A 25,783-nucleotide genomic window follows, 5' to 3' on the forward strand; every position below is an offset into this window, starting at 1 on the left:
ATCCGAAGGGATGATGCTTTTTTTATGTCGGCGCAACTGGTAATAATTTGGTTTGCCTGTGTATTTTTCTATTTTTGTTGCTGAAGAAATTTAAATTTTGATCTAAATGTTGAAAAAACAAATTGGTTTTGTAACCCTCCTTACAGTTTCCATTGCTATTATAATCACTATATTTTATGAGTTCAACTGGTTAGGTGTAAGCCCTCGAATCATGATGGGTGTCCGCTGGATTACAGCTTCAGCGTTGATATTAAACGGAATAGCACGTAAAAATTTAACAACATGGATTCTTACGTGTCTGGTGCTAGGGGTATTTGTAGGACTGGACTTTCCGGATCTGGCACGCGCAATGCAACCATTAAGCCAAGGGTTTATTAAGCTCGTAAAGACTATTGTCGGACCTATTTTATTTGCAACGTTGGTATTCGGTATCGCAGGACATTCAGATCTGAAATCAGTAGGTCGTATGGCTTGGAAATCCATGCTTTACTTTTTTACAGCGACATCATTTGCTATTTTTATAGGTTTATTCGTAATCAATTTAACCAAAGCTGGGGTGGGTGTAGATGTAGAACACATGCCGCATGAAGAATTACCGCAAACTTCTACTACAACGGCAGGAGATCAGACGGCACTAAGCCACATCGATGCCGATGTACATTGGGTGTACAAGTTTAATGCATTTATTAGAGATACTTTTCCCGAAAACATTGTAAAAGCGGTGTACGAAAATAAGGTATTGCAAATCGTTATTTTTGGTGTAATCTTCGGTATCGGCTTAGCAATGGTCGAAGAGAAGAAGCGAAAGCCACTTGTTGATTTTACCGAAAGCTTGTCGGAAGCAATGTTTAAATTCACAAATATTGTCATGTTATTTGCTCCAATTGGTGTGGGGGCAGCTATGGCCTATACAGTCGGACATCTCGGTGTAGATATTCTCAAAAATCTCTTTATGTTGTTGGGAAGCTTATATCTCGCTTTATTGATGTTTCTTGGGTTCATTTTACTACCTATAGCTTTATTTTTAAAGGTACCCATTAAGCAGTTTCTTAATGCCATTAAAGAGCCGGTTTCAATAGCTTTTGCGACCACGAGTTCAGACGCGGCCTTGCCAAAGGCAATGGAGAATATGGAAAAATTTGGCGTACCCCGTAAGATAGTTTCCTTTGTAATACCTACAGGCTATAGTTTTAATCTGGATGGCACATCCTTATACTTGTCGTTGGCTTCTATTTTTGTGGCGCAGGCTGCTGGAATAGATCTAAGTATTGGTGAACAACTTCTTATAGCTTTTACCTTAATGATTACTTCTAAAGGAGTTGCGGCAGTTCCAAGAGCTTCTCTGATCGTTTTGATTGCGACGGCAGATCAGTTTGGCTTGCCAACTTTTGTTATTGCTGCTATATTAGGTATCGACGAATTAATGGACATGGCACGGACATCAGTCAACGTAATCGGAAATTGCTTAGCGACAGTAGTGGTAGCAAAATGGGAGGGACAATTCGACGAGGAAGCCCCATTTAGGACGGAATTACCTGAGAAATCTAATTCTAGTGAATAATACAAAAAGATAACGTCCACGCTACTGAAGCTAAAGGTTTCTAAAAGTGTGCTCCGCTTATACGGGGTTATGCAATGACGCATTTTTTTAATGATGGCTATTTTTTTAGACCACCTATTTTTTAATATTTTTAATTGTTACACCACAGTTATTCAAAAAAATGCTATTTTGGATTCATGATTAATTTCTTAAAGAATGTATCGTCATGTGTAATGGGTCTTCTTTTTCTTTTGCCACATGTACAGGCACAAAACTTTGACTCGTTACAAGGACTATTCAAAGGTTCTTCGGTTCTGAATAAACACTATTATGGATTCAGTTTATATGATTTGGATAGCAATAGATTTGTTTATGGTGACAATGAAGACAAGCATTTTACTCCCGCATCCAACACAAAGGTATTTACCTTGTTTGCCTCTTTAAAAATTATAGGAGATTCTATTCCAGGCATTGAGTATATCGAAAGAGGAGATTCTTTAGTATTTTGGGGTACCGGCGACCCAACATTTCTGCACCCTATGCTTGACTCCCATCGGGTTTACAATTTCTTGAAATTTTCGAATAAAAAATTATTTTATGTCCCACAGCAAACTGCTGAATCTTTTTATAGGGATGGATGGTCCATTGAAGACTATGCTTATGATTATCAACCCGAAATAGCAGTATTTCCCATATATGGTAACCTAGTTCGTTTTAGAGCTTCAGGGAAAGATATTATCGCCTCTCCGGAACTATTTAATCAAAAGCTCGCCGTTCGGGAGAAATATGCTCGTTATTTTAACATCGTTCGCGATATCAATTCCAATACTTTTGAGCTAACGAATTTAAATCCGAGTGCGTCCTATCGTTCAAGTAAACCGTTTCATTGGTCAGACAGTCTTTTTGTCGATTTGCTGTCGGACACGTTGTCTACTAAAGTTGAATTATTAAATAGCTATAACAAGCCTTCTGATACAAAAATACTTTATTCGGTGCCTAGGAACGTGGTTTTACGCGAAATGATGCTTCCTAGTGACAACTTTTTGGCGGAACACCTTACTATGGTTGCTGCAAAGATAAAGTACCATGAATTTAAAACCGATTCATTGCGTGCAGAAATGCAAGACAAGTTTTATAAATTATTTGCGGATTCTATACAGTTGCGTGACGGAAGTGGTTTATCGACATATAATAAGGTAACTCCTAGAAGTATGGTTGAACTATTATTATCCGTGAAACAGATTTTTCCGGATTACAATCAATTATTTAATTACTTTCCCGCCGGTGGTATTGATGGCACTTTAAAAAACGCTTATGGATTAGATCAAGGAGTTCCTTTTGTTTGGGCTAAAACGGGGACGATTCATGCCGTACATTGCCAATCTGGATATATCGTGACGCGTACGGGTAGGAGGTATGCGTTCTCTTTTTTAAATAATAATTTTTTAGGAAGTGCCAATCCTGTGCGCAAAGAGATGGTGCGAATAATGACCTTCATTCGTCAAAACTATTAATATTCTAAAACAATTGGTATCTTCGTCAATCAATTCAAAAAATGCGGGTTTTCAAAAAAAACGATAAAAAACTTGTACGTTCCTGGGCAATGTACGATTGGGCAAATTCTGCGTATAACCTCGTCATCACTTCTACTATATTTCCGGTCTATTATACGGCTATTACAACGACTAAAGATAAAGGAGATGTCGTAAGCTTCTTTGGCTTTGAAGTGATAAATACAGTTCTTTCTAATTATGCTTTGGCAATAGCTTACTTAATTATGGCCCTAGCTCTTCCCTTTTTGTCGGCTTACGCAGATCTGAGCGGTAATAAGAAGTTTTTTATGAAGCTGTTTACCTATATAGGCGCATTGGCTTGCATGGGATTGTTTTTTTTTAAACTTGACACGTTGGAAATCAGCATTGTGTTTTTTGCCGTAGCAGCCATGGGATATATAGGTGGCGTGGCTTTCAATAATTCATATCTTCCGCTAATTGCTACCGTTGATCAACAAGACAGGATAAGTGCGCAAGGATTCGCATATGGTTATGTAGGCTGCGTAACCCTTCAATTGATCTGTTTTATATTTGTTTTTAAACCGGAATGGTTTGGAATTATAGATGCTTCGTTTCCTGCAAGGTTTTCGTTTTTTCTAGTGGGACTGTGGTGGGTGATATTTGCGCAAATACCGTTTAGTTACTTACCGGAAGCAAAACCGTTATTGGGTGATAAGCAAGTCGTCTTTTTTGATAGGGTGAAAAATGAGTTTAAACATGTGTTATCCGAGATAAAGAAAATAGAACCTATCCGCCGCTTTTTACCGGCTTATTTCTTCAATGCGATGGGGGTACAGACGATTATGATCGTGGCGGCAGCTTTTGGCGAAAAAGTTTTAAATCTTGGAGCGACAAAGTTGATAGCAACAATTATATTGATCCAGCTGGTGGCGATTGCCGGTGCTTATCTGATGTCAAGCTTAGCTAAGCGCCACGGGAATATCAAAGTGTTACTGGTGGTCGTTTTGATGTGGATTTTTATATGTATTTCTGCTTATTTCCTGAATCATGAATTCCAATTTTACGGGATTGCTTTTATGGTAGGATTAATGATGGGAGGGATTCAGGCTTTATCAAGGTCAACTTATTCCAAACTCCTGCCACAAGATATGGAAGATACAACGGCATTTTTTAGCTTTTATGATGTAACAGAGAAGTTGGCTATTGTCTTTGGATTGTTTACTTTTGGTGTTATTGAACAACTAACGCACAATATTCGTAATTCAGCATTATTTCTTTCTATATTTTTTGTGCTAGGATTTGTGTTACTATGGAGAGTATTAAAGTTTAATACGTTATTGAAGAATTAGTTTCTTATGCATAAAAAAGTAGAATTATTTATTCCTTGCTTCATTGATCAATTGTATCCTGACACAGCTTTCAATACAGTAAAGTTATTACAAAAGGCAGGTTGCGAAGTGATTTATAATAGTGAGCAAACGTGCTGTGGACAGCCTGCTTATAATGCAGGGTTTTGGGATGAGGCTAAGGCGGTAGGTGCAAATTTTTTAAGTAATTTTACTGAAAATAATTATATTGTGTCACCTTCGGCCTCTTGTACAGGAATGCTGAAACACGGTTACAATGATCTATTTACCAATTCTATAGAGCATAATAAGTGCAGGGCGGTGCAACGGAACGTTCATGAAGTATCTGATTTTTTGGTGAATATATTAAAAAAGGAATATTTTGGCGCTGAACTAGTAGGCACAGCGGTGTATCACGATTCGTGTTCTGGTTTACGTGAATGTAAGATAAAGGAAGAACCTAGACAGCTGCTTTCGCACGTGGGTGGACTTGAATTGATAGAAATGCGAGATCAGGAAACGTGTTGTGGCTTCGGAGGAACGTTTGCAGTGAAGTTCGAAGGGATTTCTGCCGCGATGGCGGAGCAAAAAGTAAGAAATGCACAAGCTGTACATGCAGAGTATATCATTTCTACTGATTCCTCTTGTCTGCTGCAGCTCCAAGCATATATCGACAAGCATAAAATTCCCATGAAGACGATGCATCTTGTGGATGTATTAACCTCCGGGTGGGCAAATATCTAATATATAAATCTATAAATAATGAATTCAAGAAGAGATTTTATTAAAAACCTAGGATTGGCGACAACAGGCGTAATATTAATGCCATCATTAGAAAGTTTTGCGGCAAAAAAGAATTGGTTCGATATTTCTTTAGCCGAATGGTCCTTACATCGTACCCTTCATAAAGGTGATTTAAAGAATATTGATTTCCCGGAGTTTACAGCCAAAAATTTTGGTATTCACGGCGTGGAGTATGTCAACTCGTTCTTTAAGGATAAGGCAAAGGATATGAGCTATCTGAAAGACTTGAATAACAGAGCAAAGGATAACGGTGTGAAAAATGTGCTGATTATGATAGATGGAGAAGGGGACTTAGGTGATGAAGATGCTCAAAAAAGAACGCAAGCTGTAGAAAATCATTATAAATGGGTTGATGCTGCAAGTTTTTTAGGGTGTACATCTATCCGTGTAAACGCAGCCGGAAAAGGGAGTCGTGAAGATGTGAAACAACGGGTTGTTGAGAGTCTTGCTACGTTATCTAATTATAGTAAAAAAGCGAAGATCAATGTCATTGTCGAAAACCACGGCGGCATATCTTCACATGGTGATTGGTTGGCCGATGTGTTAAAATCCGTTGGCAACAAATACTGCGGTAGCCTGCCTGATTTTGGCAATTTCTACGAATACGATCGCTATCAAGGTGTAATTGATTTAATGCCTTATGCTAAGGGCGTAAGTGCGAAAACACATGATTTTGATAAAAACGGTAACGAAGCAAATATCGATTATGCGAAAATGATGAAAATTGTGAAAGATGCAGGCTACAAAGGTTTTGTAGGTATTGAATATGAAGGGAGTACTTTAGGTGAAATCGAAGGAATTAAAGCAACAAAAGCTTTATTAGAACGTTTTCAATAAAGTATGATAAGAAAAATCTTACTATGTGGTTTTCTCACTTGTAATATACTTTCATCTTTTGGACAAAATACCCAAAAGATGCAAGTATGGCAAGATAGTTTGGTCAGGTTGGGTAATAAAATATTTAGAAGCCCTGCAGAACCCGAGCGGCTTGATAACAATTTTAAATTTGTGAAGACCTTAGTGTCGGCTTTAAAAGAACCAAACTCATATTATTATTCTTTTGAACAGTTGAATATGATTGCGATTTTGTCGTCGCCCGACAACAATTTCAAGATATTTACATGGAATGTCCCATTAGAAGACGGTTCTTACCTCTATTACGGTGCTATCCAGCATAAAACGGCAAACGGCCAAATTAACTTAACACCATTACTTGATAAGACTTTTGAAATCAATGCAGTAGATAGTTCTATTTTAAGCAATATAGAATGGTATGGGGCACAGTATTATGACATTGTTTCCCTAGGTAAGAATCGATATGTATTATTGGGCTGGAAAGGGCATCATACTGAATATACTCAAAAAGTAATAGAAATATTATCGTTAAACGGTGATGATCAAGTTGAGTTAGGAGCCTCAGTCTTTTTAGAAAACTCCAAACTCACAAGGCGTATATTTTCATATACCCGTCAAGCAACGATGTATTTAAAATATAATGGGACATATAATAGGATTGAATTTGATAACTTGGTACCCGCAGATCCCAACCTTAAAGGTAATTTCAAGTATTACGGGCCTGATTTATCATATGACGCGTATGAAGTTACTAAAGAGGGGAAACTTAAATTATTAGTGGACGTCGAAGTGAAAAATGTTGAAAGAGGAAATGAGGATCAGTATATCGATCCAACGAAACCGGATAAAAAGCGCAAAAGTGGCTTCCGGTAAATGTAAATAATTTGGGATAATAGGTTTTTTTAGCTAAAATAATCTTTTCTTTGCCCTGAAAATGTTTGAACCAATAAAATAACAGTATAAATTATAATAAACAAATAGGTATATGGTTGAGCAACGAAATGACGAATCCCTGGTTAAGCATTTGGCGAAACAAGGGATTGATGACAAAATGGTGATGGGGCACCCCGCGAGTCTTTTTGTCTTATTTTTTACCGAAATGTGGGAGCGTTTTAGCTATTATGGAATGCGCGCTTTATTAGTGACTTTTTTGATTACTGAGATAGCGAAAGGCGGATGGGAATGGACGAATGCGGAAGCGATGGAACTTTATGGTTGGTATACGGGATTAGTGTATGCGACACCCTTACTGGGTGGTATGTTGGCAGACAGGCTTACTGGATACAAAAAAGCGATATTGCTTGGAGCGCTAACGATGACTTTAGGGCATGCTTCTATGGCGTTGGAAGGATTTAGTCAATATTTTTTTTATTTGGGTTTGGGCCTGATGATTTTAGGAAATGGTCTCTTTAAGCCAAATATTTCGTCGATGGTGGGACAATTATATCCAGATAATAGTTCAAAAAAGGATGCAGGTTATACTATTTTTTATATGGGCATTAACGCCGGAGCCTTTTTAGGGTCATTACTCTGTGGATATATTGGTGAAAAAATTGGGTGGCATTATGGTTTTGGACTTGCCGGTGTATTTATGTTTTTTGGCATGCTACAATTTTATTTTGGTCAAAAGATATTTGGAGTGATAGGCGATAAACCGAAAACAGAATCCGAAAAGTTAGCTTATGATGAGATAAATATAGGGGATGAAAAAAAAGACGAATTACCATCCAATGTCGTGAGGGATCGTCTGGTTGTTGTTGGCGTATTGATCGTGGCGAGTATATTTTTCTTTTTAGCCTTTGAGCAAGCAGGTGGATCTATGACAATTTTTGCAAAAAACTATACACAAAGAGTTTTAGAAGGGAATTCAGCGATTACTTTTAAATGGGTAGATGCAATACTGACACTTTTTCCCATTTTAATTGTAACCTATGTGCTTACAAAATTGGCGTCAAAAATTTTCAAGCAGTACCCCATGACCATTGCTTTTACGATGGTTTCGTTCGTTTCTATAGCCATTTTAGGATTTTGGAAAATTCATAGAGAATTTACAGCTATCGAAACGGAAGTGACAGTTGCTTGGTTTCAAATTTTGAATGCTTTCTTTATTGTAACACTAGCTTCGTCGTTCAGTAAATTTTGGGAAAAAATATGGAATCCTTCCGGTCCTGTAAAGTTTGCGTTGGGACTTATTTTAGTAGGAGTTGGATTTTTAGCATTGTCGTATGGGAGCATGAGTATTCCTCAAGGTGCGGCAACGGCTTCTGTAAGTATGGTTTGGTTAATATTGGCATATTTTTTCCATACGACTGGAGAATTATGCGTTTCACCTGTAGGGCTATCATATATGAGCAAGCTTTCTCCTAAGAAGTTTATCGGACTTATTTTTGGTTTTTGGTTTTTAGCATCAGCAATCGCTAATAAGCTAGCCGGATGGAGTGGAGGATTAATTGACAAAATTACTGAAATGTATTCTATGTCAACATTCTTTGTAATTATAGCGGCTTTACCTATCAGTGCTGCACTATTGTTACTGCTCTTCAGCCCAGTGTTGAAGAAAATGATGCACGGTATTAATTAGTAAATAATGTAAAGAAATATTTGAAAAGCGCTCGTTTACTTAACGGGCGCTTTTCAAATTATAATAACAGATGTGATATTCATGTTTCCAAAGATACTATTGAACCCATTTACATAAGGGCAATAATAAGCTTACTAGCGAATGAGGCAAATGCTTCTGAAATGAGGCGAAACATGAACAAATAATATGCTATATGAATCAAACGAGCGAAGTAAAAGAGTCGCATTTTTTTGACTCCAAAGTACTAGGACACCCATCAGGGTTATTTGTGCTGTTTTTTACAGAGATGTGGGAACGTTTTTCATTCTACGGAATGCGTGTCCTCTTAATTCAGTTTTTAACCGCTGCTGTTATTTTTAACGATCCAATGTCGGGATGGGGATGGACTGCCGAACAAGCAGGTGCGCTATACGGAACTTATGCGATGTTGCTTTACATAACACCAATATTCGGCGGGGTAATTGCCGATAAATTTATTGGTTCTAGAGCCGCAGTAATAATAGGTGCAGCGGTCATGACACTTGGACATGCTTCGATGGCCTTCAATTCGCAGATTATGTTTTTCTTAGGTCTGGGTTGCTTAGTCATTGGTACCGGTTTTTTTAAACCCAACATGCCTGCTATATTAGGCGAAATGTACAAATACTTACCAGCAAAAAAAGATGGCGCGTATACCATTTTTTATATGGGCGTTAATGCGGGCGCCTTCTTTGGAATGATGCTGTGTGGCTATCTAGCAGAGACTGTTGGATGGCATTGGGGATTTGGATTGGCAGGGATTTTTATGCTATTGGGGACGATTCAATTTTGGCTGGCTAAACCACTTATGGGTAATTTGGGGATCTTGGACAAATCAAGTGTTATAAAGTTAGACAAAAAGAGCGATCTGGAGGAAGGTGAGAAATCGTATAATGCGTTTACGAAAGTAGATGTTTTTTTAATGGTTGTCGTTGGGATTATAGGTTTAGTATACGCATTCAATGATCCATTGTCCAAAAATAATGTATTAGATGTTTTTGCATTCTTAGATACTTCTTTTTTGAGAGGACAGAACATCATGATTGTCATTGCACTGATACTATTCCTCTATCTTGTGTTGTCTCGTATTAGAAGATATAGTCGGATAATTAGAGAGCGGATGTACGGTGTTATTGTACTGGGATTCTTCTTGATTTTCTTTTTCATGAGTTTCGAGCAAGGAGCTACTTCATTAGTATTGGTCGCACGAGATTATGTAGATCGGCAACTTTCCGGAAATAGTTTACTGATATTCAATGTTATAAATACACTCTTGACGATCGTGCCTTTGATGATAATTTCTTGGGTGTTGATCAAGTTGGCAATAGCTACCTGGAGTAAAATCGCCTTATCCAACATTATATTATTTTTATGTTTCGCTTTAATTTGGGGAGCTGCGATCTGGATGTTGTATAATGAATTTACCGCAGAGATTTCTGCAATAAAGGTGTCTTGGTTTTCTATATTAAACTCATTCTTTATTATTGCATTAGCCTCTTCTGTGTCGAAAATATGGGAGTCCAAATATAATCCTTCGGCAGCATACAAATACGGTATTGGGTTGATTTTGGTAGCTATCGGATTTTTAATACTCGGATTTGGAGCATTGGGAGCAAATGACAGCGTAAAGATCTCTATGGTGTTTCTCGTGTTAACCTATTTGTTTCACACGTTGGGTGAATTGTTTATTTCGCCAGTTGGATTATCTTACGTTTCTAAATTAGTACCGGCTAGGATGTTGGCATTTATGTTTGGGATGTGGTATTTAGCGATCGCTATTGCTCAGAAATTAGCTGCAATTTTAGGAGGACAAGTGGAAACTATTCAGGAAAATTACTCCTTAAGTCATTTCTTTTTCTTATTTACTATTATCCCTGCCGTGGCGGGATTGGTCGTAATAGCTTTGAATCCATTATTGAAGAAACTGATGCATGGTGTAAAATAGGGCCGGCTTTGTGTACTTGCATATCAAATCAAGTTTGTCTAAGTTTGCAACTTAATATTTAAATTAGTGACGGATAGCATAGTAATTATTCCAACATACAATGAAATTGATAATATCGAAAATATCATTCGTAAAGTTTTTTCATTAACTGTTAATTTTCATGTCTTAGTCGTCGATGACGGATCTCCAGACGGAACCGCTGCAGTAGTAAAAAAAATGATGCAATCGGATTATGCCGGTAAATTATTCATCGAAGAACGAGAAGGAAAATTAGGTCTGGGTACGGCGTATATCCATGGGTTCAAATGGTCACTTAGTCGAGATTATACCTATATTTTTGAAATGGATGCAGATTTTAGCCATAATCCCGAGGATTTAATACGCCTGCGACAAGCCGCGCTTGATGGCGCTGATATGGTTATCGGATCTCGCTATATTAAGGGGGTTAACGTGGTGAATTGGCCTATGAGCCGTGTTTTAATGTCGTATTTTGCTTCGGTATATGTACGTATGGTTACACGGGTAAACATTCAGGACGCCACTGCAGGTTTTGTTTGTTTCAATAGAACAGTATTGGAGAAAATAAAATTGGATGAAATTCGTTTTGTAGGGTATGCTTTTCAGATTGAGATGAAATTTAAAGCCGTACAATACGGATTTAATGTTTTAGAAATTCCAATCATCTTTACTGATCGTACCTTAGGCGTTTCTAAAATGAGTACAAAGATATTCCGGGAAGCTTTTTGGGGTGTAATACAATTGAAATTAAACAGTTTATTCAGAAAGTATAAATAACGAAACTATAAATGAACGAAAATCTTGATCCCAATCCAGAACGTCTAAATCCTACTGAGAAAGAATTGGAAAGAGTTTTGCGCCCGCAAAATTTTGAGGATTTTACTGGACAGGCCAAGATTTTGGAGAACCTTTCGATATTTGTAAAGGCGGCGAGACTACGCGGTGAAGCACTTGATCATGTATTACTACATGGCCCTCCAGGATTAGGGAAAACAACGCTATCCTACATTATCGCTAATGAAATGGGTGTGGGAATCAAAATTACTTCTGGCCCTGTGTTAGATAAGCCTGGAGATCTAGCTGGATTGCTCACCAATTTAGAGGAAGGTGATATTTTGTTTATTGATGAAATACATCGCCTATCACCAGTTGTAGAGGAATACCTGTATTCGGCGATGGAGGATTTTAAAATAGATATTATGCTGGAGACGGGACCCAATGCTAGATCGGTGCAAATCTCTTTGAATCCGTTTACCTTGGTAGGGGCTACTACACGTTCCGGTTTACTTACCGCTCCATTAAGAGCTCGATTTGGTATTAATTCGAGACTGCAGTATTATGATGCAAAATTGTTGACCACTATTGTACTTCGTTCATCGAGTATTTTGAATACAGCAATCAGTGAGGAAGGTGCTTACGAAATTGCAAGGAGAAGTAGGGGAACTCCTCGGATTGCTAATGCGTTGTTGCGTCGAACGCGTGATTTTGCACAGATCAAGGGAAACGGGAGTATTGATAAAGCAATTGCACAATATGCGTTGAATGCCTTAAATGTCGATGAACACGGATTGGATGAAATGGATAATCGTATCTTGTCTACAATCATAGATAAATTTAAGGGAGGACCAGTAGGACTGAAAACGATAGCGACGGCAGTAGGCGAGGATGAAGGTACAATAGAAGAAGTATACGAACCTTTTTTGATTCAAGAAGGGTATATCATGCGTACCTCTAGAGGAAGAGAATGTACTGAAGCTGCATATAAGCATTTAGGGAAAAACAATTATAATAAAGGAAACACACTTTTTTAACGTTAAGACTATTATGAGATACGTTTTATTTTCAATTTTGTTGTTAAATTTATCATTTGCCAATGCCCAATTAGATTGTCCGGTTCCTTACGGCACCAATAAGGGAGAACAAAAGTATCATATTACAACTGGAATAGGATTGACCAAATTGTACGGTGATATGGATAAATCGGGCACGATGGGAACCGCTTTTTTTTTGAAATTTGATTACAAACTACTAAAGGGGCTTCATGTCGGTATAGAAGGACAATTGGGAAGTTTAGAAGCAGTTTCTTCAATCGCAGACGAACGATTTGTAACGAACAATTATTATTCGGGAGGCATTTTTGTAACCGCTTATCCTTATGATTTAATTGTTAACAATAAACCCTCGTATAATTATTCATTTAAAAATAGATTATTGAGCGGTATTTATGTCGGTTTAGGAGTTTCTGGGATACGTAATTCTTATAAAGAGGGGGATATCTACCGGGATCCGAATTTACTTTATACCTATGGTCCAATAGCGTATTATGATGAAAATGGTCTACCGGTTTTTAAAGAGAAAATAAATTCCCTACTTTTTCCGGCCGTTAACGCCGGCTTGGCATTGCCTATTAATAAACATACCACTCGCACGGGAAGATATTGGAGCGCTGTAGTGAACGCACAATTTAATTTTTCAAATAACGAGTTATTGGATGGTTATATCCCATATAATCAAGACGGTCAACGTATTGAGGGAAATAACGACATGTACACTTTTTATTCTTTAGGCGTTCGTTATTCGCTTTAACTTGTTTAAAACACGATTTCCTCTGCTTTTAATAGCCGGGGTTGGACTTTGTGATATACAAAGCTGTAATTGGGCGGTCAATTCTTCCTGGATCCAATCTTCATCATTTTTTAAATAAAATAGGATATCAAAACAGTTTACTTTTACGGCTATCGGACAATTTAAATTAAGTAAAGAAGTAAATGTTTTTTCTAAAATAACTTTACGTTGATCATTTTCAGGGATAGTGAACTTATTTTTAGGTGATAAGATCCACATAATTAGCTTAGTATAGGAGCGCAGGCAACTCCAGTTCTCTGTTTTAATATAAGCATCTATCACGTGCTCTGTATGTTTGGTAAAGTAATTGGGTTCTTTTAAAAATACGGTTTCTATAATCCATGCCGCCCGGAAAGCGATTTGCTTGTCGTCGGTTTGTAAGGAAAGTTCAAATAATTCATCCAATGAATGCAACGCGAAAACAGCTGAAGAGACTTCCGAAACCCTAATTTTTACTAAGGTTTTAGAAATCTCCTCATAATTCTTCAAATCCATATTAGTTCTTAAGCGGTCTGTCCCGATTAACCTCAATGAGGTCAACTTCATTTTGTTTAGACTCACCTAAAAGGTGTTCACTAAAATAATCCGCCATTTTCCAGAAGAAGTATTCAGTCATATCTCCGAACGCATGACGTTGTCCAGGTAGCATTACAAAGTCAAAACGTTTATTTGCTTTGATCAATGCCTCGACCATACGGATTGAGTTCGCAGGGTGCACATTATTATCAATATCTCCTGTCACGATTAATAGCTTACCTTTTAAGTTTTTTGCTAAATCAGTGTTTTTTTGTATCTGGTAATTAAAAGTAGTATCTCCTTTTTCTGTAATAGATTCCTGAACGCCGTGGTGTCGTTCACTCCACCATCTATTATAAATATTGTTTTCATGATTACCAGCGCCCGAAACAGCAACTTTAAAAAAATCTGGATAAACAAGCATCGCTGCTGTTGACATAAATCCACCTCCGGAATGTCCTGTAATCCCTACTTTATCGATATCAATGAAATGATGACGGGCAGCGAGTTGTTCTGCAACTACTTTTTTATCTTCTAATCCATAGTCCCGTAAATTGCCGTATCCATAGGTATGATACCATTTGGAGCGGGCCGGATGTCCGCCACGGTTACCAACGGAGACCACAATAAAACCCATCTGTGCCAGGCGATCGATGCGATCCATACTTCTTCCAAAACTTTTATTCACTGCTTCCGTTTGCGGACCTGGATATACATATTCAATGATAGGATAAGTCTTAGTGGAGTCGAAATCATAAGGCTTATACAATACACCGTAGAGATCTGTAATACCATCGCCTGCTTTTACTTTGAATGTCTCCGGGAATTGATATCCCGCGGCGAAAAGCTGTGTCAGATCTGCTTCTTCGAGTTTCATGATTAATTGGCCAGAAGCATTATATAGGTTAGATGCCGGTACGGTATTCACGCGCGAGAAATTGTCCACAATGAAAGTCCCACTTTCACTTATGTTTACTTGATGATCATAATCTCCCGGTGTTAATAATTTTATACCTGACCCATTTTTATTGATTGCATAATAATAGGAATAATAAGGGTCAATGTTTTTCTCACGCCCGTTGGCTTTGAAATATAAAGTGCCAGTTGATTCGTTATATGACGTTAATTCCTGACAATGAAACTCCCCCTTTGTGATTTGGCTAAGTAGCTTTCCCTGTGTACTATACAAGTAAAATTGGCCCCATCCATCCCGTTGAGACCAGTGAATAAATTCATTGCCGTTATTGATAAAGGTTGGCTTTTGAATATCAAGGTAGACGTTTGCGCGTTCCTCAACTAATGTGCGTACACTTCCATCTACACCTACGGCAAGTAGATCGATGCGTTTTAAATCCCGGCTAGAGCGGGCGATATAAAATTCTTTATCATTGCCCAGCCAATAGTTGATATAATGTTTGCCTTTTAAATTTTCTTTTTTTCTTTCTTTAGACCAAAGACTTAGTGTCTGATTTTTGAATCTATAGACAGGGATTTGCTTCGGTTTTAGGGAACTCACTTCGAAAAGGTGAAGCTCGGTTTCTGTCGAATCAGTTTCTCCAGGCATGAGGTATTTATAGGTCTCCAGGGTTGGTCTTTTTCCGCCAACGTTGTTTATCACCCAAAGCGCAGGATTGTTTCTATTGTCTTTGCGGGTTAGAACAAAATGCTTTCCGTCGGGACTCCAATTCAACCGTACCGGCTTTCTTTTTTTTAATTCATCGTCTTCAGATTTTTTATCTCCACTGGTAACACTATATTCATCACCGCCCCAAGCGTAATACTGTACACCATCGGTCGTGAATTGGTTTTCTACAATTGTAGAATCCTTTTCATCTAGGATTGCTTTTTTATAGTTGGCATAATCCATCCAGTATAGATTATAGTTTTTAGCATAATATACGCGCGAAGTGTCTGGATTAAAGATGGCCCAATACGGTTTTGCTTTTTCCTTAGTTGTGTCACTTAGTTCTTTTAAATCTCTAGAAATAAGGTTGTATTCGAAGAAAAAAGTTTTTTTCTTTATCGTATCCTTTTTATTGGTTAGTTTTTTAATCTCTTCCTTACTCTTTACCGTATCTTTTGTACTGGGAACTTCAAAACGGATCAAATTTTCATCTTCCATGAAACGCAGGTTATCTAGTGTCAAGTGCTGCGCATCAAACGGATTACGAACGATTGAAGTAATCTTTGCTGCCATTTCGGCGTGGTCAAATAGTTCGGATTTCTGGCGGGATTTAGGATCCACCAAGTACCATTTTTTGCCCGATGACGTTGTGTATTCATACCAAAATTTATCCCCAAAATTTATCCAGTTGGGCTTCACTTCAGTAGAGAATATCATGGTGCGAAGTTTTGAAGGGGAAAATTTGGAGGCCAATTGATAATTAGGTTTTACCTGATTGCCCTTTTCCTGTGCATATGAGAGGAAAATGCCACAGGTAAAGAGTATTCCTAAGATGTAATTCTTCATGTAATATAGCGCGTTGATAATAATTGTTAACGAAATTATCTTTTTTTAATAAGAAATAGGGAGGGAGATATTGTAATATTTTTGATAGTAATTTTTTAATAAAATTTCTCATTAAAATTGACTAAAAATAGTTCTTGCGTGGCCCGTGTAATGGCGGTATACAACCACCTCAAAAATTCGGTATTCAACATTTCATCGATTAAATAACCTTGATCGATAAATACGAGTGGCCATTGTCCGCCCTGTGCTTTATGACAGGTAATAGCATAAGCAAATTTAACCTGTAGTGCATTATAATACGGGTCTTTTTTGATGGCTTCAAGACGGTCTTTTTTCGGCCCGATATCTTCATAATCTTTTGCTATGCTTTCATACAGTTGTTGTTGTAACTCATAAGGCAATTGGGGAGCATCTACATGAAGACTATCGAGTAACACGCGACAGCGAATAGCATCGCCCTCGTTATTATCCAAAAATTCTAAATAGAGATCAGCAAACCGAAATCCGTGCATATCGTGTATATTGCCAACTTTCCGGATTGCCGCCATATCTCCATTAGCGATAAATCCTGTGTGATTTTCATCATGTTGCTGTAGCCAGTAGTAATTATTTCGCACGATCATGACTAGGTCACCGCCAGTAACTTCTTCTTCTCTGAATAGTATTTGGTTTCTAATATGTTTGTTATAAAGATTGGCGGATTTATTCGATCGGCAGATAACCATGCAGTTTTCGATTCCGTATTTGTTGTAAGCATAGTGTAACCCCTCAATTAATCGTTCTCCCGTCATTCTGTAAACATCTTTAAATCCAGATGTTATGAATTTTGGAAAGCTGTATGTCGCATCGCTCTCATCCAGTTTTATTTCATTTCGAATCTTGGTAGCGTTAAAGAGTATCCCTGAGTTTTTTGCCTGTCGCACTACATCCGTCATTTCATAACTAAAGGTCTGAAGTCCGAATTCTTGATTGATATAGCCTGAATTTAAGGCAGGACTGTTTTCTAACCCAACAGGCGGTAGCTGGGCGGTATCTCCCACAAAAAGGATTATACAGTTTTCGCCCGAACGAACATAGGAGATTAAGTCATGCAAGAGACCATTTGAAAAAATATTTATTCCCTCATTGGATATCATGGATGCCTCATCGATAATGAATAATGTATTTTGATGTCGATTTTCAGCGATCGAAAAATCCATTTGTAGGCTAGCAGCAGACTTTTTACGGTATATTTTTTTGTGAACGGTTAAGGCATTACGGCCTGAATAGGCTCCCATTACTTTGGCGGCTCGCCCTGTAGGAGCAAGAAGAATAGCTCTTTTTTGCAACTTGGGGAGCGTTTTTACCAATGAACTAATGATGGTAGTTTTTCCCGTACCTGCGTAACCTTTTAGAATAAAGCAAGAAGTTTCCGAAAAGGTTTGTAAGAACTCACCCAGTAGAGAAAACACTTCTTCTTGTTGTAGGGTAGGTTTCCAGGAAAACTCTTGAATGAGAAGATCTTTAATATACACATCCAAAGTTATTTAAAAGGTTTGTCAATTCAATTGTAAAAGCTAATTTTGTTGTCAAAGATTGGCTTAATCTGCTAAATAATATTATTCAATGAACTACACATCAGAAGAATTTCATATTCACTATATTTCCTCTTATACGCTATTTGTCAATAGTGACTATGCGTACGACCACCTAGTGGTTGTAGATGAGCAAAAGAATGTTTTGGTTTTCATGAAGTATGAAACGACGAAACCTTCTACGGAAGCAATGAAGATATTAAGCCTGCCTTTTCAACATATTTTTGTGACACTTCCTCACCAAAGCCTTGTTTTAATTCCAACGGATGTGTTTCAACATGCGGAGAAAGATATTTATGCTGATTATTTTATTGATCAAAATGGAGACCATACTTACGTAAAAAATTTATCCTTAGGTATTACGGCACTTTATCAATATGATTTGTTATTATATAATAGATGGAAGAATCTCTTTTCGGAAGCACACTTTGTTCCATCGTTCGACGTAATTATACGGCAGGCACAATTAAATATCCCTATTCAAGGGGAAACTTTGGGCGTTCATATTTATGATAGTCAAGCCGATCTATTTTTATATGTAGATGGCGCTTTGCAATTGTACAACACATTTGAGGTCCAGACCGTTGACGACTTAAGTTATTTTATGCTAAGTATATTCAAAAATTTCGGTTTAACGCATAAAATTCAACGAATTCTATTGAGTGGCGCGGATGAAGGGTCGGAGTGGGGTGAACGGCTGTCTAAGTATACGGAGGATTTAGAAGTAATAAAGGCTAAATCAAAATGGATAACGACTGATGATGACGTAAAAAGCCAAATTCCTAATTTGAATATTTTAATGGATAGTCAATTATGCGTATAATCGGAGGAAGATTAGGAGGAATTAGACTCAACCCGCCAACCAATCTACCCGTACGGCCTACCACCGATATGGCAAAAGAAGCTTTGTTCAATATTTTGTTAAATCAGATTGATATTGATGGAACAACATGCTTGGATTTATTTTGTGGCACCGGAAATATTTCGTTCGAACTTGCTTCTCGCGGAGCCACGCACGTTGATGCGATAGATATACACAACAAATGCCTTTTTTATATTAAGGATACATGTGGGAAGTATGAGATTGAAACTATTCATACACGCAAAGCAGACGTCTTTACGTATATTACTTCTGCTAAAAAAAGCTACGATTTAATTTTTGCCGATCCTCCATATAATATCGACAAATTGCCACAGCTACCCGAGATAATTCTGAGCAATAATTTGTTGGAGTCAGGGGGTATTCTTGTCATAGAACATCCTTCCACGCGTAAAATGGTTGCACATCCGGCTTTTGTGGAAACGCGAAAATACGGATATTCCTCTTTTAGCTTTTATGAACAAAAATAATGAATAATTGCGCTTGTGAGTTCACAAATTAACCGCTGAACGCCCATGATGTCACTAAAAAGCATTGTTAAATAGTTAACGATAAACAAATATGAAAATAGCAGTCTTCCCCGGTTCATTTGATCCATTTACGTTGGCACACAAAGATTTGGTAGATAGGTCGTTATCGTTGTTTGATAAAATATATGTAGCGATCGGCATTAATTCTTCTAAGAAAGGAATGATGGCATTTGAGAAACGTAAGAGCGCAATTGAAGCGGTATACACCAATTCAGAACAGATCACTGTGGATCTATTTTCAGGGCTCACGATTGATTATTGTACATCGGTAGGTGCACAATTTATATTGAGAGGCCTTCGTAATACAAACGATTTCATCTACGAAGACGCGATTGCTCAAAATAATTTGATTCTTGCTCCTCATATTGAAACCTATTTTTTATTAAGTAGAAGTGGAACCGCACATATATCATCTACAATTGTTAGAGATATCTTTGTAAACGGTGGGACAATTGATAAGTTGGTGCCGCAAGAAGTAATCGATTTTTTACGATAGATTAAGTTCGCATAAATTTAATTTTATTACCCTTAATCTTTCCCGGACCATCATTCTTGAGAATGCGGGAAGCTATATTTCTTTTTACCGCGATATAAGCTTCATTATCTTTAACCTCAATAATACCAATGTCTTCTTTTTCGACGCCATCAAGTTGAAGCGTATACCCAACCAAATCGATTTTGTTTACTTTATTCTTTTTTCCCACGGGAATATAAAGTGTGGCATAGGGGGTGTTTGATGGTAGATCATATTCTTCTTCCAAAATAATTTCTTCCGTTAGATCAGGTATATATGGGAAATCATCGTCCGGTTTGAGCATTACAATAACGTCTCCTTCCGTATTCATACGTGCTGTACGTCCGTTTCTGTGAACGAAAGCATCTTCTTTATAGGGTAATTGATAGTGGATAATGGTATCCACGGCGGGAATATCGAGGCCCCGTGCAGCTAAATCTGTGGTTAATAGTATCCGATTGCTGTTGTTTCTAAACTTTAAGAGTGCTAATTCTCGATCTCTTTGTTCTAGACCACCGTGAAAAACATCATGAATGAGCAGACGATCTTCCAATAATTCGCTAATATGATCTACGGCATCCCGATGATTGCAAAAAATCAATATTTTTTTGTCGCCCAGCTCACAGAGTAGCTTAAAAAGCGTTTTGAGTTTGTGCTGAGGGGAAGAGGTTATTTTCTTGTACGTAAGATTAGGGATACTTTCATTATCGGCTAAATAATCGATTGTAATTGGGTTATTAAGCGACATAAAATCAGGATATTCAATTAATTTTGTCGCCGAGGTCAATATTTTGTGTTCAATTTGATCAATCTGTGATAACAAATTAGACATCTGACCATGAAAACCGAATTCCAATGATTTATCAAATTCGTCTAATACAACCGTATGTATTTTTCTAGGGTTAAAGTGCCCTCTGTCTAAATGGTAGATAAGACGTCCGGGGGTACCAATTAATATGCTAGGTGCTTCTTTTAACGTATTCCGTTCTATCTTGGTATCGTGCCCCCCATAGCAGCAGGTTACCTTCTGACCTGTCACCACTTTTTTAATAACAGATTCTATTTGTAACGCTAGTTCCCGTGTCGGAACAACGATGAGCACCTGAACGAGGTCTTTGATGAACGGATCCACTAGCTGGTTGATTATTAGCGAGAAGGCGAGCGTTTTACCGGTGCCGGTAGGAGATAGAACTATTAGATCCTGTTGCTTCTTGAATTTTTCCGTAACTTCCAGCTGCATGGGGTTCAACGATTCGATACGTAAGTTTTGAAGAATTTTTTCGATGTCCATGGCGCTAAATTAAATAAATAATACGGTAGCTATGCGATATATTTAACAACTGATTGGATGAAGATCTCAAGCGGCGGGTTAACGTGCCTACTGTATTACAGGATAATTATTAAAAAATATGTTAATATAAGTAGTTTGAACTTTTTGTGGCATTAAGATTGATTAATATTTAATTCATAATTTAGGTTAATAATTGGTTTAATAATAAGCCTTCAATCTCCCCGGTTGAAGGCTTATTTATTTAAAATCCTTAAATATTGTTAATATGATATGGAAGGGCATTTAATTTGCTATCTTCACATACGTGAAAACAATAAAAAAAATATGCTTAGACATAAAAGAATAATTCCATTAACTATATTACTAGGTAGTTTAGTGATGGTGAGCTGTGTTAGCAATAAAAAATATTTAGCCTTGCAAACACAACATCAGGATCTAGCAACGCTTTACCAAAAGGGACAAGTGGATTTAGCAGAAAGCCGGGCCAAAGTAAAAAGTCTGGAAGACCAATTAGAACAAGAAAGAAAAAATAATGCTGCATTAAAAGAAGCATATTCAAAATTGCAAACGACATTGGATAATAGTATATCGCAAAATTCGCAAGGGAATGTGAATATTTCTAAACTAGTAGATGAAATCAATGCTTCAAATAAGTATATTAAACATCTTGTAAATACAAAAAATAAGAGTGATTCATTGAATGTCGTGTTGACAAACAATCTAACACGTTCACTTAGTCGTGAAGAATTACGTGATGTTGATGTGAAAGTGTTAAAAGGTGTGGTGTACATATCCCTTTCCGATAATATGCTTTACAAATCAGGTAGTTATGAAATATCTGAAATGGCCGGAGAAACATTGAGCAAAATCGCGAAAATTATTCAGGATTATAAAGATTACGAAGTTCTTATAGAAGGTAATACGGATAGTGATCCTATTTCGAAAACAAATATTCGTAACAATTGGGATCTGAGTACTTTAAGAGCATCATCTGTTGTGCAAGCGTTACAGAATAATTATGGGGTAGAACCTAAAAGATTGACAGCTGGTGGACGTGGTGAGTATAATCCGATTGCGGATAATTCTACGCCAGATGGGAAAGCTAGAAATAGACGGACACAGATTATCATTACGCCTAAGCTAGATCAATTTATGGAATTGATTGACAAGGCTCCAGAGACAGATAATGCACCTGCAATAGAAGAATTGTAGCTTCCTTTTAAACGAGTAAATGTCCTTAGTAGTAAATTATTAAGGACATTTTTTTGTAGGTGATAAGTAAAAGAAACGTTGTCTAAGTTTAAGATGGCGGTAAATTTGGCATGATTGTTTATACTCAGCAAGAATGATTGTAAAAAAACTTCGACCGTTAATCGTCTCAACGATTCTTTTTTTATTGACAGGCTGCAGTTCGATGTACATGCCCAACGTTCCGGCGACTCCGATGTTTAGAAATCAAGGTGAGGGATACATTACAGGACATGTAAATACAAAAGGTAATATTAGTGGTTCGTTCGGAGTGGCGGCTACCAACCATGTAGCAGTAATTGCGAATGGATCTTATGTGAAAAATGGAATAAAATCCAATGAGGAATTCGCGCAAAAGTTGGTTGAAGGAGGAATAGGTTATTTCGCTAAAATGGGGAAAAATAAAAGACAGGTATTGGAATTTTATGGTGGTTATGGCATAGGGCATACCCTGAATATTGATAAACGTGCGTCTACGACAGGGTTTGAGGCTGTCGAAACGCGAGAAATGGATTTTGATAAAATATTTGTTCAAGTAAACTATTCCTCGACCAAAAAACGCAAACTTAATTTGTTCGGCAATAAAAATGAGCTAAATTACGGCACAGCAATTCGGTTAAGTAGAGTGGGGATGACAAATTTTACCATAGATGGTATAGATGCGCAAAAAGAAGAAAACCTGTTTATTGAACCAGTATTCTTTACCCGACTGGAGCTTTTTAAAGGCTTTCAATTGCAGTACACAACAGGGTTTAATATCGGTATCATTGATAATGAATATTTAAAGGCCGGCAATTCAATTTTTACTTTAGGCGTGTCATATAATTTTGGCCGAAAAAAATAACAAAAAATTAAAAACAAAAAATTTACAATATGAAAAGAATAAGTCTAATATTGGGGGGCATTGTATTATCCTTTGCTATCATTGGATGTGTTGCGAGCAAACGAGCACAGCTGGAAGCATTGGCGAAATGTACTTACGATATTCACTCCATCAACAATATGTTGGTAGGCGGTAAATCAATTGAAAGTTTTGATGCGGGAAACGGACTTAACATTGCTTCGATACCCAGCATTGCATTGGCTATTCTTAGAAAGGACCTCCCTTTGGAGGCCAATGTGAATCTGAAAATAACTAATCCCTCTGCCAAAGTTGCGGCTATCAATCAGTTTAAATATTTGATTGAAATTCAGGGAAACCCAGTATTTGAAGGAACCGTAGACGAAAACATTCATTTGAGTACCAATGAATCGAGTACAGTTCCATTGAGTTTTAAGTTAAATTTATTTGGTGCAGATAAAAAAGATAATTACGTAGAGAAGATTTTTGAAGAACTTTTTAAAAAGGAGAAGAGCGATAAATTTATGACCTTGAAGATTAAACCCTCCTTCCAGATTGGGGGAAACAATATCTATTATCCAACATACATTACAGTGGATACCAATTTGCTTAAAAAGCTAAAAATTTAGATTTTACGGAGAATTGTCGACCAAAGGCTTTTGAAATCATTTCAAAAGCCTTTTCTTTGTTACCGTGTTAAATTTTATAATAATCTTGGTTTCCTTAGTGGCGGGTTTTATTGTGAGACAAACCAAGTTGGTGGATGCGAACGCCTATAAGGGAATTAATATATGGGTGATTTATATCGCTCTTCCCGCTGTGGCACTAAAATGCATACCGCAGATTGATTGGAATATTGCTTATCTATTTACCGTATTGCTGCCATTCTTGATGTTTGGCGGATCGTTTCTGTTCTTTCGATATCTTAATATATTCCTAAAACTTTCCAATCGCAACCTGAGAACATTAATCCTAGTTTCAGGATTAAGTAATACATCATTTATCGGATTTCCGTTGATTATCACTTTTTTTGGAGAGGAATATTTGAAAATTGGTATTGTAAGTGATCAGACTACTTTTTTTATTTTATCGTCATGGGGAGTGATACTTGCATTTGGTGCGAGGAAAGTTAGGTTTAAGACGCAAAGCAGAACTTCTTTGGTTGTTAAAAGAGTTTTTACCTTTCCGCCGCTGATAGCGTGTATAATAGCTATTGTTTTCCGTGATATATGGCTTAATGATACCCCGCAACGTTTGTTTAACGCTTTTGCCTCAACTGTCTCGCCTTTAGCGCTTTTTTCGATAGGAATGCAGTTAAATTTTAAAAACTGGAAAAAAGAAATGAATTTAATTTCATATTCCTTGTTTTACAAACTGATTTTAGGCCCTTCCATCCTTATCGCGTTTACACTTCTAATGGGATTGCACGGACCTTTTTACCAAGTTTCCGTCTTCGAAATGGTTATGCCAAGTCTAGTCGCTACGAGTGTCGTTATACAGCAATTTGGGCTTAATACTAAACTCGCAAATACAATAATAGGGGTAAGTATTATTGTGGGGCTGTTTCTTTCCTTTATATGGCATAGTGTGATAATTACACTATTGTAACGGCTTTGTTATTTTGTGTTGTCGGTAACTTGAGTTTTATTTACTACTTTAGATTTAGTTTATCAAAATTGGATAAGCTGAACCTATATATTGATAGTTAATGAATAGAATTTTCTTGTTTTCTGTTTTGAGTATTTCAACGGCACAGGCCCAATCCTCCCATGAACGTTACGTTCAGCAGATTGAAGGTACTTCACTCGAGTTTACCATGGAAGCGATTCCCGGTGGAATATTCGTTATGGGAAGTAATAGTTCTTCTAAATCCGATGAAAAGCCTGCTCATAACGTTAAAATCGATCCATTTTGGATGGGAAGCTACGAAGTTACCTGGGATATTTACGAACCATTTTTATACAAAGACTATGAACAGTCCAAACAGAAAGTTGGTGCGATTCCTCTGCAGGTAGATGCCGTTACTAGGCCTACTAAGCCTTATTTGGATATGACCTTTGGAATGGGAAAAGAAGGTCATCCAGCCTTAGCGATGACGCATTACAATGCCATTCAGTTTTGTAAATGGCTATATGTAAGAACAGGCGTATTTTATAGATTGCCTACAGAGGCGGAGTGGGAGTATGCTTGCCGCGCTGGTTCAGATAAGGAGTATTTTTTCGGCGACGATGCGACTGCAGCCTCTGAATACGCTTGGTTTGCTTCCAATAGTAATCAATCTACACAAAAAGTAGGACAGAAGAAGCCGAATCCTTACGGATTGTACGACATTTTAGGCAACGTCGCAGAGTGGACATATGATCAATACATTGCTGATTTCTATACTATAGATAAAACCGACCTTAATGATAATCCTGTATCGCTTCCCACTGCGTTATATCCACATGTGGTGAGGGGCGGATCCTTTGAAAGTACAACCGACGAGTTGCGTTCGGCTGCCCGTACGCCCTCTGATCCTGTTTGGAAACAACTGGATCCACAAATGCCCAAATCTAATTGGTGGTTTCCGGAAGCTCCTTTTGTAGGAATGCGTCTGGTTAGGCCCTTGAATCCACCCACACATGAGGAGATAATGGCTTATTACGATAAAGAACCAATAGCGGATTTTTAAAA

At 37.5% G+C, this 25,783-nt stretch carries 23 protein-coding genes; 19 read left to right on the forward strand and 4 right to left on the reverse strand.

The genetic code is table 11. The features are described 5' to 3' along the window. Window positions 1–106: 106 nt before the first annotated feature. From C4F40_RS04155 to C4F40_RS04205, 11 genes are all read left to right on the forward strand, one after another. A complete protein-coding gene (locus C4F40_RS04155; RefSeq protein WP_196938098.1) occupies window positions 107–1,561 on the forward strand; it encodes a dicarboxylate/amino acid:cation symporter in 1,455 nt (484 codons plus the stop codon). Between the two features lie 176 nt (window positions 1,562–1,737). Further along, window positions 1,738–3,054 carry a D-alanyl-D-alanine carboxypeptidase gene (locus C4F40_RS04160; protein ID WP_196938099.1) on the forward strand — a complete coding sequence of 439 codons (1,317 nt, stop codon included), beginning with the start codon at window positions 1,738–1,740 and terminating at the stop codon, window positions 3,052–3,054. Between the two features lie 41 nt (window positions 3,055–3,095). Next, window positions 3,096–4,403, forward strand: coding sequence for an MFS transporter (locus C4F40_RS04165; RefSeq protein WP_196938100.1), 1,308 nt, complete (start codon window positions 3,096–3,098; stop codon window positions 4,401–4,403). A 6-nt stretch (window positions 4,404–4,409) separates the two neighbouring features. Then, the gene (locus C4F40_RS04170; RefSeq protein WP_196938101.1) at window positions 4,410–5,144 is read left to right on the forward strand and encodes a (Fe-S)-binding protein; all 735 of its coding nucleotides are present in this window, start codon (window positions 4,410–4,412) and stop codon (window positions 5,142–5,144) included. Window positions 5,145–5,162: 18 nt separating this feature from the next. Next, window positions 5,163–6,041 (forward strand): sugar phosphate isomerase/epimerase family protein, encoded by an 879-nt coding sequence (locus C4F40_RS04175; RefSeq protein ID WP_196938102.1) that lies wholly within the window; start codon window positions 5,163–5,165, stop codon window positions 6,039–6,041. 3 nt (window positions 6,042–6,044) lie between these two features. Next, entirely contained in the window at window positions 6,045–6,932 is an 888-nt protein-coding gene (locus C4F40_RS04180; protein ID WP_196938103.1) for a hypothetical protein, read from the forward strand. A gap of 112 nt (window positions 6,933–7,044) precedes the next feature. Further along, window positions 7,045–8,640 (forward strand): peptide MFS transporter, encoded by a 1,596-nt coding sequence (locus C4F40_RS04185; RefSeq protein ID WP_196938104.1) that lies wholly within the window; start codon window positions 7,045–7,047, stop codon window positions 8,638–8,640. Between the two features lie 193 nt (window positions 8,641–8,833). Next, entirely contained in the window at window positions 8,834–10,603 is a 1,770-nt protein-coding gene (locus C4F40_RS04190) for a peptide MFS transporter (protein ID WP_196938105.1), read from the forward strand. Window positions 10,604–10,669: 66 nt separating this feature from the next. Then, entirely contained in the window at window positions 10,670–11,398 is a 729-nt protein-coding gene (locus tag C4F40_RS04195; RefSeq protein ID WP_196938106.1) for a polyprenol monophosphomannose synthase, read from the forward strand. Window positions 11,399–11,409: 11 nt separating this feature from the next. Next, on the forward strand, window positions 11,410–12,432 hold the full coding sequence (ruvB, locus tag C4F40_RS04200) for a Holliday junction branch migration DNA helicase RuvB (RefSeq protein WP_196938107.1): 1,023 nt from the start codon (window positions 11,410–11,412) through the stop codon (window positions 12,430–12,432). A 13-nt stretch (window positions 12,433–12,445) separates the two neighbouring features. Continuing rightward, complete coding sequence (locus tag C4F40_RS04205) at window positions 12,446–13,207, forward strand: hypothetical protein (protein WP_196938108.1); 762 nt, start codon at window positions 12,446–12,448, stop codon at window positions 13,205–13,207. Here the strand turns inward: C4F40_RS04205 and C4F40_RS04210 are convergent. From C4F40_RS04210 to C4F40_RS04220, 3 genes are all read right to left on the reverse strand, one after another. Then, entirely contained in the window at window positions 13,184–13,741 is a 558-nt protein-coding gene (locus tag C4F40_RS04210) for a hypothetical protein (protein WP_196938109.1), read from the reverse strand. The two genes, C4F40_RS04205 and C4F40_RS04210, sit on opposite strands and share 24 nt — an antisense overlap. A 1-nt stretch (window position 13,742) precedes the next feature. Further along, the gene (locus C4F40_RS04215; protein WP_196938110.1) at window positions 13,743–16,232 is read right to left on the reverse strand and encodes a S9 family peptidase; all 2,490 of its coding nucleotides are present in this window, start codon (window positions 16,230–16,232) and stop codon (window positions 13,743–13,745) included. 95 nt (window positions 16,233–16,327) lie between these two features. Then, window positions 16,328–17,746 (reverse strand): ATP-dependent DNA helicase, encoded by a 1,419-nt coding sequence (locus C4F40_RS04220; RefSeq protein WP_196938111.1) that lies wholly within the window; start codon window positions 17,744–17,746, stop codon window positions 16,328–16,330. 91 nt (window positions 17,747–17,837) lie between these two features. Between C4F40_RS04220 and C4F40_RS04225 the strand changes: the two genes are divergently transcribed. From C4F40_RS04225 to coaD, 3 genes are all read left to right on the forward strand, one after another. Beyond that, complete coding sequence (locus tag C4F40_RS04225; protein WP_196938112.1) at window positions 17,838–18,629, forward strand: DUF3822 family protein; 792 nt, start codon at window positions 17,838–17,840, stop codon at window positions 18,627–18,629. Continuing rightward, on the forward strand, window positions 18,620–19,156 hold the full coding sequence (locus tag C4F40_RS04230; RefSeq protein WP_196938113.1) for an RsmD family RNA methyltransferase: 537 nt from the start codon (window positions 18,620–18,622) through the stop codon (window positions 19,154–19,156). The genes C4F40_RS04225 and C4F40_RS04230 overlap by 10 nt, the downstream gene beginning before the upstream one ends. A 91-nt stretch (window positions 19,157–19,247) precedes the next feature. Further along, on the forward strand, window positions 19,248–19,712 hold the full coding sequence (coaD, locus tag C4F40_RS04235; RefSeq protein WP_196938114.1) for a pantetheine-phosphate adenylyltransferase: 465 nt from the start codon (window positions 19,248–19,250) through the stop codon (window positions 19,710–19,712). Window position 19,713: 1 nt separating this feature from the next. On the opposite strand, the gene C4F40_RS04240 is transcribed toward coaD, so the two are convergent. Continuing rightward, window positions 19,714–21,021, reverse strand: a complete 1,308-nt coding sequence (locus tag C4F40_RS04240) for a DEAD/DEAH box helicase (protein ID WP_196938115.1) — start codon at window positions 21,019–21,021, stop codon at window positions 19,714–19,716. A 324-nt stretch (window positions 21,022–21,345) separates the two neighbouring features. On the opposite strand from C4F40_RS04240, the gene C4F40_RS04245 reads away from it, so the two are divergent. From C4F40_RS04245 to C4F40_RS04265, 5 genes are all read left to right on the forward strand, one after another. Then, window positions 21,346–22,233: an OmpA/MotB family protein gene (locus tag C4F40_RS04245; RefSeq protein WP_196939259.1), complete on the forward strand. Its 888-nt coding sequence runs from the start codon at window positions 21,346–21,348 to the stop codon at window positions 22,231–22,233. A 133-nt stretch (window positions 22,234–22,366) separates the two neighbouring features. Continuing rightward, window positions 22,367–23,113: a hypothetical protein gene (locus C4F40_RS04250; protein ID WP_196938116.1), complete on the forward strand. Its 747-nt coding sequence runs from the start codon at window positions 22,367–22,369 to the stop codon at window positions 23,111–23,113. A gap of 29 nt (window positions 23,114–23,142) precedes the next feature. After that, the gene (locus C4F40_RS04255) at window positions 23,143–23,739 is read left to right on the forward strand and encodes a hypothetical protein (protein ID WP_196938117.1); all 597 of its coding nucleotides are present in this window, start codon (window positions 23,143–23,145) and stop codon (window positions 23,737–23,739) included. A gap of 64 nt (window positions 23,740–23,803) precedes the next feature. Then, window positions 23,804–24,718, forward strand: a complete 915-nt coding sequence (locus tag C4F40_RS04260; RefSeq protein ID WP_262894806.1) for an AEC family transporter — start codon at window positions 23,804–23,806, stop codon at window positions 24,716–24,718. A gap of 100 nt (window positions 24,719–24,818) precedes the next feature. After that, entirely contained in the window at window positions 24,819–25,781 is a 963-nt protein-coding gene (locus tag C4F40_RS04265) for a formylglycine-generating enzyme family protein (protein ID WP_196938119.1), read from the forward strand. Window positions 25,782–25,783: the final 2 nt, after the last annotated feature.

The organism is Sphingobacterium pedocola (genome assembly GCF_015209965.1).
Classification (GTDB): Bacteria; Bacteroidota; Bacteroidia; order Sphingobacteriales; family Sphingobacteriaceae; genus Sphingobacterium; species Sphingobacterium pedocola.

Excerpts from the sequence above, each read along its gene's own strand:
- C4F40_RS04240 (WP_196938115.1), bottom strand. The coding sequence starts at position 21,021 with ATGGACATCGAAAAAATTCTTCAAAACTTACGTATCGAATCGTTGAAC.
- C4F40_RS04190 (WP_196938105.1), top strand. The coding sequence starts at position 8,834 with ATGAATCAAACGAGCGAAGTAAAAGAGTCGCATTTTTTTGACTCCAAA.
- C4F40_RS04170 (WP_196938101.1), top strand. The coding sequence starts at position 4,410 with ATGCATAAAAAAGTAGAATTATTTATTCCTTGCTTCATTGATCAATTG.
- C4F40_RS04185 (WP_196938104.1), top strand. The coding sequence starts at position 7,045 with ATGGTTGAGCAACGAAATGACGAATCCCTGGTTAAGCATTTGGCGAAA.
- C4F40_RS04215 (WP_196938110.1), bottom strand. The coding sequence starts at position 16,232 with ATGAAGAATTACATCTTAGGAATACTCTTTACCTGTGGCATTTTCCTC.
- ruvB (WP_196938107.1), top strand. The coding sequence starts at position 11,410 with ATGAACGAAAATCTTGATCCCAATCCAGAACGTCTAAATCCTACTGAG.
- C4F40_RS04225 (WP_196938112.1), top strand. The coding sequence starts at position 17,838 with ATGAACTACACATCAGAAGAATTTCATATTCACTATATTTCCTCTTAT.
- C4F40_RS04245 (WP_196939259.1), top strand. The coding sequence starts at position 21,346 with ATGCTTAGACATAAAAGAATAATTCCATTAACTATATTACTAGGTAGT.
- C4F40_RS04175 (WP_196938102.1), top strand. The coding sequence starts at position 5,163 with ATGAATTCAAGAAGAGATTTTATTAAAAACCTAGGATTGGCGACAACA.
- C4F40_RS04265 (WP_196938119.1), top strand. The coding sequence starts at position 24,819 with ATGAATAGAATTTTCTTGTTTTCTGTTTTGAGTATTTCAACGGCACAG.
- C4F40_RS04180 (WP_196938103.1), top strand. The coding sequence starts at position 6,045 with ATGATAAGAAAAATCTTACTATGTGGTTTTCTCACTTGTAATATACTT.
- C4F40_RS04165 (WP_196938100.1), top strand. The coding sequence starts at position 3,096 with ATGCGGGTTTTCAAAAAAAACGATAAAAAACTTGTACGTTCCTGGGCA.
- C4F40_RS04160 (WP_196938099.1), top strand. The coding sequence starts at position 1,738 with ATGATTAATTTCTTAAAGAATGTATCGTCATGTGTAATGGGTCTTCTT.
- C4F40_RS04205 (WP_196938108.1), top strand. The coding sequence starts at position 12,446 with ATGAGATACGTTTTATTTTCAATTTTGTTGTTAAATTTATCATTTGCC.
- C4F40_RS04255 (WP_196938117.1), top strand. The coding sequence starts at position 23,143 with ATGAAAAGAATAAGTCTAATATTGGGGGGCATTGTATTATCCTTTGCT.
- coaD (WP_196938114.1), top strand. The coding sequence starts at position 19,248 with ATGAAAATAGCAGTCTTCCCCGGTTCATTTGATCCATTTACGTTGGCA.
- C4F40_RS04230 (WP_196938113.1), top strand. The coding sequence starts at position 18,620 with ATGCGTATAATCGGAGGAAGATTAGGAGGAATTAGACTCAACCCGCCA.
- C4F40_RS04155 (WP_196938098.1), top strand. The coding sequence starts at position 107 with ATGTTGAAAAAACAAATTGGTTTTGTAACCCTCCTTACAGTTTCCATT.
- C4F40_RS04250 (WP_196938116.1), top strand. The coding sequence starts at position 22,367 with ATGATTGTAAAAAAACTTCGACCGTTAATCGTCTCAACGATTCTTTTT.
- C4F40_RS04210 (WP_196938109.1), bottom strand. The coding sequence starts at position 13,741 with ATGGATTTGAAGAATTATGAGGAGATTTCTAAAACCTTAGTAAAAATT.